This is a genomic window from Halomonas sp. (genome assembly GCF_014859505.1).
Taxonomy (GTDB): domain Bacteria; phylum Pseudomonadota; class Gammaproteobacteria; order Pseudomonadales; family Halomonadaceae; genus Halomonas.
This window is the reverse complement of the sequence record NZ_JACUUD010000106.1, coordinates 1-9,331: the sequence shown is the minus strand read 5'-3', so window position 1 is coordinate 9,331 and position 9,331 is coordinate 1. Positions and strand designations below refer to the sequence as shown.

The 9,331-nt window shown below is 66.4% G+C and carries 8 protein-coding genes; 6 read left to right on the top strand and 2 right to left on the bottom strand.

Going from position 1 to position 9,331, the window contains the following annotated elements:
• The 4 genes from IBX53_RS12605 to IBX53_RS12590 all read left to right on the top strand — a co-directional run.
• Positions 1-1,241, top strand: a 1,241-nt coding sequence (locus IBX53_RS12605; RefSeq protein ID WP_290909778.1) for a S16 family serine protease, incomplete at its 5' end; no start/stop codon positions are given.
• A 177-nt stretch (positions 1,242-1,418) separates the two neighbouring features.
• On the top strand, positions 1,419-1,691 hold the full coding sequence (locus tag IBX53_RS12600) for an HU family DNA-binding protein (protein WP_290909776.1): 273 nt from the start codon (positions 1,419-1,421) through the stop codon (positions 1,689-1,691).
• 118 nt (positions 1,692-1,809) lie between these two features.
• Positions 1,810-3,627 (top strand): SurA N-terminal domain-containing protein, encoded by a 1,818-nt coding sequence (locus tag IBX53_RS12595; RefSeq protein ID WP_290909761.1) that lies wholly within the window; start codon positions 1,810-1,812, stop codon positions 3,625-3,627.
• 139 nt (positions 3,628-3,766) lie between these two features.
• Positions 3,767-4,825, top strand: coding sequence for a GTP-binding protein (locus IBX53_RS12590; RefSeq protein ID WP_290909759.1), 1,059 nt, complete (start codon positions 3,767-3,769; stop codon positions 4,823-4,825).
• Here IBX53_RS12590 and IBX53_RS12585 read toward each other — a convergent pair.
• Entirely contained in the window at positions 4,814-5,578 is a 765-nt protein-coding gene (locus IBX53_RS12585; RefSeq protein WP_290909756.1) for a UDP-2,3-diacylglucosamine diphosphatase, read from the bottom strand. The two genes, IBX53_RS12590 and IBX53_RS12585, sit on opposite strands and share 12 nt — an antisense overlap.
• Positions 5,578-6,075, bottom strand: a complete 498-nt coding sequence (locus IBX53_RS12580; protein WP_290909753.1) for a peptidylprolyl isomerase — start codon at positions 6,073-6,075, stop codon at positions 5,578-5,580. The genes IBX53_RS12585 and IBX53_RS12580 overlap by 1 nt, the downstream gene beginning before the upstream one ends.
• Positions 6,076-6,207: 132 nt before the next feature.
• Here IBX53_RS12580 and IBX53_RS12575 point away from each other — a divergent pair, with 132 nt between their 5' ends.
• Both IBX53_RS12575 and cysS read left to right on the top strand, forming a co-directional pair.
• Positions 6,208-7,932: a glutamine--tRNA ligase/YqeY domain fusion protein gene (locus IBX53_RS12575; protein ID WP_290909750.1), complete on the top strand. Its 1,725-nt coding sequence runs from the start codon at positions 6,208-6,210 to the stop codon at positions 7,930-7,932.
• Between the two features lie 14 nt (positions 7,933-7,946).
• A partial coding sequence (cysS, locus tag IBX53_RS12570) for a cysteine--tRNA ligase (RefSeq protein WP_290909780.1) occupies positions 7,947-9,331 on the top strand: 1,385 nt, incomplete at its 3' end.

Here is a 9,331-nt window from a genome sequence, read left to right as displayed (position 1 = left end):
CCGAGATCCGCGGCCACCGCCGCACCTACATCGGCTCGCTGCCGGGCAAGATCATTCAGCGCATGTCCCGGGCCGGGGTCAGGAACCCGCTGTTCCTGCTCGACGAGATCGACAAGATCGGCATGGACCATCGCGGCGATCCCGCCTCGGCGCTGCTCGAGGTACTGGACCCGGAGCAGAACGACACCTTCAGCGATCACTACCTGGAGCTGGATTACGACCTCTCCGAGACGCTGTTCATCTGCACCGCCAACTCCATGAACATTCCCGGGCCGCTGCTGGACCGCATGGAGGTGATTCGCCTGCCGGGTTACACCGAGGATGAGAAGCTGGCCATCGCCAAGCGGTACCTGGCGCCCAAGCAGCTCATCGCCAACGGCTTCAAGGAGGGCGAGCTGGCCTTCTCCGACGAGGCGGTCCTGGAGCTGATTCGTTACTACAGTCGCGAGGCGGGCGTGCGTGAACTCGAGCGCCAGATCGCCAAGGTGTGTCGCAAGGTGCTGCGCGAGCGGCTCGAGCAGGAGGCCAAGGAGGGAGCGCTGGCCCCCGTGATGCTGGCCGCCGCGGATATCGAGGCCTATGCCGGTGTACGCCGCTACAGCTACGGCCTGGCCGACCAGGACGACCAGGTGGGCCGTGTGACCGGCCTGGCCTGGACCTCGGTGGGCGGCGAACTGCTCTATATCGAGTCGGTGTTGACCCCGGGCAAGGGTCGCATCAACAAGACCGGCTCGCTGGGCGACGTGATGAAGGAGTCGGTGAGTGCGGCCCAGACCGTGGTGCGTGCGCGAGCCCTGAGCCTGGGCATCGACCCGGAGCGCTTCGAGAAGGAGGACCTGCATATCCACGTGCCCGAGGGGGCCACGCCCAAGGATGGTCCCAGCGCCGGCGTCGCCATGGTCACGGCCATGGTCTCTGCCTATACCGGACGCCCGGTGCGCTGTGACGTGGCGATGACCGGCGAGGTCAACCTGCGCGGCGAGGTGATGCCCATCGGTGGCCTGAAGGAGAAATTGCTGGCCGCCCGGCGCGGTGGTATAAAGACCGTGCTGGTGCCCGAGGAGAATCGCCGTGACCTCAAGGAGGTTCCGGATAATATCAAGGAGGCTCTCGACATCAGGCCGGTTCGCTGGATCGACGAGGTGCTTGAGGTGGCGTTGGCCAAAAGGCCCGAGGCTTCTGCAGAGGATTCTCGTCCCGAGGATGCCGCCACTTCCCCGTCGATGATCAGCACGCATTGACATTATTTTCCCCGCCATGATCTGGCTAAAAGCCTGATTTGGTGGGGTCCGTCTCGGTAGTATGCTTGACAGCCCTTTCATCGCATTGCTATAAAATGCCTCATGCTGTGATCGTGACTTCCGGTTGAGTTGCTCCGCCGTTTAGAGCCAAATTTCGAAAAAATCAAGGGGTGAAGTGTGAACAAGTCCGAGCTGATCGAAGCCATCGCCGCGTCTGCCGACATTCCCAAGGCTGCCGCTGCCCGGGCCCTGGACGCCATGGTCGATACCGTGACCGATAGTCTCAAGAAGGGCGACAGTGTCTCCCTGGTGGGCTTCGGTACCTTCCAGGTCAAGGAGCGCGCCGCGCGCACCGGTCGCAACCCCCAGACTGGTCAGCCGATCGAGATCAGCGCCGCGAAGGTGCCGAGCTTCAAGGCCGGCAAGGCGCTAAAGGATTCCGTCAACTGAGGCGTGAGCTTCTCCAAGTGACTGATGGTTGACTCTCCTACAGGCGCATCGCCCACGGCGGTGCGCCTGTCTCGGTTTAATGCCCTTACTTTCCACACAATACGATGCCGAGGCCTGCATGCTGCAAAGTATTCGTGACCGCTCCCGAAGCTGGGGCGCCAAGATCATCGTCGGGGCCGTGGTCGTGACCATGGCGCTGTTCGGTGTCGAGTCCCTGGTGGGCCTGTTCGGCGGTGGGGGCGATGAGATCGCCAAGGTCAACGGTGAAACGATCACTCGCCAGCAGCTGGAGCTCGAGGTTCAACGGGCGATTCGCAGTGGGCAGGTGCCCCCGGAGCAGGAGCGTGCCCTGCGCGCCCAGATGCTCGACCAGCTGATCACCGACCGCCTGCTGACCCAGTACGCCGCCGAGGGTGGCCTGCACCTCTCCGAGGAGCAGCTCGACCAGATCATCGTGGCGCTGCCGGAGTTCCAGGACCAGGAGGGTCGCTTCGACAGCGAGCTGTTCCGCAATCGCCTGGCCAGCGCCGGCTACACCCCCATGGCCTTCCGCGATGAACTGCGCGTGGAGATGAAACGCCAGCAGCTGCAGCAGGGGCTGGCCTTCAGCGACTTCACCCTGCCCAGCGAACAGGAGCGTCTGGCGACTCTGCAGCGTCAGACCCGCAGCCTCCGCTATGTCACGCTTTCCTCCGGGCAGGTGGAAGACGAAGTGGAGTTGACCCAGGCGGCCCTGGAGGCCTACTACGCAGATAACGCGGACAACTACCGCCGGCCCGAGCAGGTCCGCCTGGAGTATGTGCTCATCGATCGCCAGGAGATGGCCGAGGCCGTGGAGGTCGATGAGGCCGAGCTTCGCAACGCCTGGCTGGAGCGCACCGCCGACGCCGATCGCCGCCTCGCCCACATCATGCTGACCGTCGGTGGCGAGCGCAGTCGCGATGAGGCGCGTGCCGAGCTCGAGGCGGTGCGTGAGCGCCTGGCCCAGGGCGAGTCCTTCGCCGACCTGGCCCTCGAGGTCTCCGACGACACCGTCTCGGCGGAGCAGGGCGGCGATCTTGGCGTGATCAGCCGGGGCTTCTTCGGTGACAGCTTCGATGAGGCGGCCTTCGGCATGGAGGAGGGAGAGGTCTCCGGCATCGTCGAGACCGACAACGGCCTGCATTTGCTTACCGTCACCGGACTTCAGCGCGAGTCCTTCGAGGCGGTGCGCGACGAGCTGCGCAAAGAGCTGGCGCTGTCCGACGTCTCCGGTGAGTTCAATGAGCGGGTCCAGCGCCTGATCGACGAGAGCTTCGCCGCCGACGATCTGCAGAGCGTGGCCGACGATATCGGCCTGGAGCTGCAGACCAGCGACTGGGTCTCCCGCGATGGTGCCCGGGGGGTGCTCTCCGAGCCTGGCGTGATGAGCGAGGCCTTCAGCACCGACGTGCTGGAGGAGCGCTTCAACAGCGAGGTGATCGAGCTGGACAATGATCGTCGTCTGGTGCTGCGCGTTGCCGAGCATCGCGAGGCCACCACCCTGCCGCTCGAGGAGGTCCGTGACCAGGTCGAGGCCAGCGTGGCCGCCAATCTGCGACGCGAGGCGCTGATGGCGTTGGGCGAGCAGCGCCTGGAGGCCCTGCGCGCCGGCGATGAGCTGGGCCTCGACTGGCAGCGGGTCGAGGGCGTGGGGCGCCAGGAGAGCCAGGGCCTCTCCCGTTCGGTGGTCGATGCGGTGTTCCGCCTGCCGGCTCCCGAGGGCGATGTCCCCGTCTATGGCCGCGCCGCCGACGGCGATCGGGTGGTGCTGATTGCACTGGAGCGGGTCGAGCAGGGCGAACTCGACGCCCAGGTCGAGCAGTTCGTGGCCAGCATGGCTGAACGCCTGCGTGCCCAGGCCGCCATCCAGGGCCTGCTGGACGACCTGCGCGACAAGGCAGAGATCCGCCGCTAGGGTCGTCGGCCAGCCTCAAGGCCAGCCACAAGGAGCAAGCTTCAAGGGCAACCCCCTGGCTTGCTCCTTTTTCGTTGCTGGCCTCTGCCCCTGGAACATGATGTTATAATGTAACGCCTTTCTGTCCGAGGAGTTCTCCATGCCCGTGCCCCTGGCCAATATTCCCGTGCACCTGATCACCGGCTTCCTGGGCAGCGGCAAGAGCACCCTGATCCATCGGCTGATGGAGCAGAAGCCTCCGGGAGAGCGCTGGGCGGTGCTGGTCAACGAGTTCGGCCAGGTGGGCATCGATCAGGCGATGTTCGAGGAGCGCGGTGACCTGATCGTCAAGGGGCTGCCGGGGGGCTGCCTCTGCTGCCAGCTTGCCTTCGTGATGCAGGCTACCCTGGTCAACCTGCTGCATCGCCATCGTCCGGACCGGCTGATCATCGAGCCCTCCGGGCTCGGCCATCCCGCCGGGCTGCTGGAGGTGCTGAGGGGAGAGGCGTTCCATGACGTGCTTGCGGTGGGTGACATTGTCGCCGTGCTGGATCCCCGCCGCCTGGATGACCCGCGTGCCCGGGAGCACGAGACCTTCCGCGACCAGCTGACCCTGGCCGACGGGGTAGCGCTGACCATGGTCGATCTGGCAAGCCCGGAGCAGGTGGCGAGGGCGAAGGCGTGGCTCGCCGAGCTGTGGCCCGCCAAGCACTGGATCCTGGAGGCTCCCCAAGGAAACCTGCCGCTGGCGCGGCTGGCCGAGGCCGGAGAGCCACCATCGCCGCGTGGGGCCCTCGACAGCGATGCTCACCGGCGGCTGCGCGAGGCGGCGGGCGGGGCTCCCGGAGCGCGGGGCGTGGTGCTGGAGGGGTTCGCGGCGCCGCTGCCCGAGCCGGGGCGGCCATGCCGGGAGGAGGGCGAGGCGCTGGGGCATGCCACCCTGGGGTGGCGCTGGCACCCCGACGACACGTTCGACCTCGACCGCCTGGCCATGGTGCTGGGGGAGCTGCCGGCCAGGCTGCGGGTCAAGGGCGTGTTTCACTGTGACGCCGGCTGGCGGCTCTACAATCGCGCGGAGGGGGCGGTCAGCCTCACCGCCAGCGCCTGGCGGCGCGACTCGCGCCTCGAGGTCATTGGCGCGGCGGGGAGCCTGCCCGACGTCGAGGCGCTGGAGGCGCGCCTCGAGGCCTGCCGGCTGGGCGCGGCGTCATCCGCCTAGGGCGAAGTGCTGCAGCCTGGGTGCCTGCCCCTCCTCGATGACGATCTCCCACCCCTGGCCGGGCTGCCAGTCGCCCAGCACGAAACGCGTCGCGGCCTTGCCGGCGACGCTCAGGTCGTGCACCGCGGGGCGGTGGGTGTGGCCGTGGATCAGAGTGGTGACGCCCTGTGCGTCCATCACCCTGACCACCTCCTCAGGTGTCACATCCATGATCGCCTCGGCCTTGTTGGAGTTGGCCTCCCCGGACTGCTCGCGCAACTGTTTCGCCAGGGCGATGCGTTCCGGCAGCGGCATCGAGAGCACCTGGGCCTGCCAGAGCGGGTCGCGTGCCTGGGCGCGGAAGGCCTGGTAGGCCGTGTCCAGGGTGCAGAGGCTGTCACCATGCATCAGCAGTATCCGCTTGCCGCCCGGCGCCACCACGCTGGGGTCCGGCAGCAGGGTGACGCCGGCCTCCTCGGCGAAGCGCTCCCCGAGCAGGAAGTCGCGGTTGCCATGCATCAGGTAGAGTTCGGTGCCGTCGTCGGCCAGGCGCCGGAGCGCCCGGGCGACGCGCAGGGCCAGGTCGGCGTTGCCGCTGGGGTCCACTCCCGCCAGATCGAGCAGGTCGTCACCGATCCACGCCTCGAAGATGTCCCCCAGGAGATAGAGCGCGTCGCAGCCGCAGGCGCGCGTCTCCAGCCAGTGCAGGAAGCCTTCGGTGATCTCGGGGGCGCCGGGATGCAGGTGCAGGTCGGAAATCAGCCGAATCGTCATCACTCCTCCTTGACGAAGGCCTTATGGATCAACACATCCTCGGCGGGCACGTCGGCATGCATGCCGCGGCGGGTGGTGGCCACGCTCTTGATCTTCTCGACCACCTCCATGCCCTCGACCACGCGGCCGAACACGCAGTAGCCCCAGCCCTGGATGGACTTGCCGCTGTGGTTCAGGAAGGCGTTGTCGGCGACGTTGATGAAGAACTGGGCGGTGGCGGAGTGCGGGTCCTGGGTGCGCGCCATGGCCAGGGTGCCGGTCTCGTTCTGGACACCGTTGTCGGCCTCGTTCTCGATGGGGTCGCGGGTGGGCTTCTGGTTGAAGTCGGTGTCGAAGCCGCCGCCCTGGACCATGAAGCCGTCGATCACGCGGTGGAAGAGGGTGCCGTCGTAGAAGCCGTCGCGCACATACTGCTCGAAGTTGGCCGCTGTCTTGGGGGCCTTCTCATGGTCCAGCTCGACGCTGATGTCGCCATGGTTGGTCTGCAGAACGATCATCGATAAGTTCCTGTACGGTAAAGGGGCCTCGCCTTGGCGTTGCCCGTGGGCGTGGCGCTATAATAGCGGTTTTGCTTCGATGGGCGAAGAGACCCCCGCCCGCACCTTCAACCAGAGGTTGTTTCTCCAACCATGACCACCGATACCTCCAGCGCGCCGAACTTCATCCGCAACCAGATCCGCGACGAGATCGAGGCCGGCCGCACCGGCAAGATCGTGACCCGCTTCCCGCCGGAGCCCAATGGCTTCCTGCATATCGGGCACGCCAAGTCGATCTGCCTCAACTTCGGCCTGGCCGAGCAGTTCGGTGGTGACTGTCACCTGCGCTTCGACGATACCAACCCGGCCAAGGAGGAGCAGGCCTATATCGATGCCATCCAGGAAGACGTCAGCTGGCTGGGCTTCGAGTGGGCCGGTCCGGTGCGCTTCGCCTCCGACTATTTCGACCAGCTCTATGCCTGGGCCCAGCACCTGATCCGCGAGGGCAAGGCCTACGTGGATGACCTCTCGGCCGACGAGATTCGCGAGTACCGCGGCACCCTGACCGAGCCGGGCCGCCCGAGCCCCTACCGCGAGCGCTCGGCCGACGAGAACCTCGACCTGCTCGAGCGCATGCGCGTGGGCGAGTTCGCCGAGGGTGAGAAGGTACTGCGGGCCAGGATCGACATGGCCTCTCCCAACATCAACCTGCGCGACCCGATCCTCTATCGTATCCGCCACGCCCATCATCACCAGACCGGCGACAAGTGGAAGATCTACCCCTCCTATGACTTCACCCATGGCCAGTCGGACGCCATCGAGGGGATCACCCACTCCATCTGCACCCTGGAGTTCGAGGACCATCGGCCGCTCTACGAGTGGTTCCTGGAGAACCTCCCGGTGCCGGCGACGCCGCGCCAGATCGAGTTCTCGCGGCTGAACATGAACTACACCCTGACCTCCAAGCGCAAGCTCAAGATGCTGGTGGACCAGGGCATCGTCGATGGCTGGGACGACCCGCGCCTGCCGACCATCTCGGGCATGCGCCGCCGCGGCTATACCCCGGCGTCGATCCGCAAGTTCTGCGACATGATCGGCGTGACCCGTGCCGACGGCGGCCTGGTGGACCTCGCCATGCTCACCCACGCCATCCGCGCCGACCTCGAGGACAACGCGCCGCGGGCCATGGCGGTGCTCAAGCCGCTGAAGGTGGTGCTGACCAACGTGCCGGAGGGCCATGAGGAGGTCTATGAGGTGCCCGGTCACCCGGCCCGGGATGATCTCGGCGTGCGACGGATTCCCTTCGCCCGGGAACTCTACATCGATCAGGACGACTTCATGGAGGAGCCGCCCAGGAAGTTCTTCCGCCTGGCGCCGGGCCAGGAGGTGCGCCTGCGCAACAGCTACGTCATCCGCTGCGACGAGGTGGTCAAGGACGCCAGTGGCGAGATCGAGGCGCTCCACTGCTCCGTGGACTTCGATACCCTGGGCAAGAACCCGGAGGGTCGCAAGGTCAAGGGCGTGATCCACTGGGTCAGCGCCGAGCACGGCGTGCCCATGGAGGTGCGGCTCTACGACAACCTCTTCACGGTGGAGCAGCCGGACCGCGACAAGGATGCCGACTTCCTCGACCACCTGAACCCCGAGTCGCTGGTGGTCTGCCAGGCCATCGGCGAGCCGAGCCTGGCCGAGGCCGCCCCGGAGAGCCGCTTCCAGTTCGAGCGGGTGGGCTACTTCTGCGCCGACCGCCACGCCTGCCGCGACGGCAAGCTGGTGTTCAACCGCACCGTGGGTCTCAAGGACAGCTGGGCCAAGGTCCAGAAGAAAGAGTCGCAGTCGAAAGCGTCCCAGACGAAAGACGCGCAGAAGAAGGGGTGACCGTGAGCAACGCGCTGCAGATCTACAATACGCTGACCCGCCGGAAGGAAGCCTTCACGCCCATCGAGCCGGGCCGCGTGCGCATGTATGTATGCGGCATGACCGTCTACGACTACTGCCACCTGGGCCATGCCCGGGTGATGGTGGCCTTCGACGTCATCACCCGCTACCTGCGTCATCGGGGCTATGACGTCACCTATGTGCGCAATGTCACCGACATCGACGACAAGATCCTTCGTCGCGCCGACGAGAACGGCGAGAGCATCGCCTCGCTCACCGAGCGCATGATCGAGGCGATGCACGAGGACGAGGCGCGCCTCTCGGTGCTGCCGCCGGACCAGGAGCCCCGGGCGACCCGCCATATTGACGACATCCTCGCGATGATCGAGACGCTGATCGCCAAGGGCTACGCCTATGCGGCGGACAACGGCGACGTCTACTATCGGGTGCGCAAGTTCGAGGGCTACGGCAAGCTCAACAACCGCGATCTCGACGAGATGCGCTCGGGTGCCCGCATCGAGGTGGACGAGCACAAGGAGGATCCGCTGGACTTCGTGCTCTGGAAGGCGGCCAAGCCCGGCGAGGCCAGCTGGCTCTCTCCCTGGGGCGGGGGGCGCCCCGGCTGGCATATCGAGTGCTCGGCCATGTCCAGGTGCTGCCTGGGCGACACCTTCGATATCCATGGCGGCGGGCCGGACCTCACCTTCCCTCACCACGAGAACGAGATCGCCCAGTCCGAGGCCGCCAACGGCAAGCCCTTCGTCAACACCTGGATGCACGCCGGGGCGGTGCGGGTGAATCAGGAGAAGATGTCCAAGTCCCTGGGCAACTTCTTCACCATCCGCGAGGTGCTCGAGCACCACGACCCCGAGGTGGTGCGCTACCTGCTGGAGGCCAGCCACTACCGCAGCGCGATCAACTATGCCCCGGAGTCCCTGGCGGATGCCCGCAAGTCCCTGGAGCGCTTCTACAACTCTCTTGAAGGGCTGGCGCTGGACGGCGTCGAGTCCGTGGAAGGGGCGGTGGATGGCCGTTTCGAGGCGCGTTTCACCGCTGCCATGGACGACGACTTCAATACCCCCGAGGCGCTCTCGGTGCTCTTCGACCTGGCCCGGGAGCTGAACCGCGCCAGGAAGGAGTCGCCCGAGCAGTCGCCGGCCCTGGCCCTCGAGCTCAGGCGCCTGGGCGGTATCCTCGGGCTGCTGCAGCAGGATCCGGCGACCTTCCTTCAGGCGGGCGCCTCTGATCTCCCGCTCACCGAGGAAGAGATCCAGGCGAAGATCGATGCTCGCGCCGCGGCCAAGCAGGCGAAGGACTTCGCCGCCGCCGACGCCATCCGCGACGAGCTCGCCGTGCTGGGCATCATCCTCAAGGACTCCCGCGAAGGCACCACCTGGGT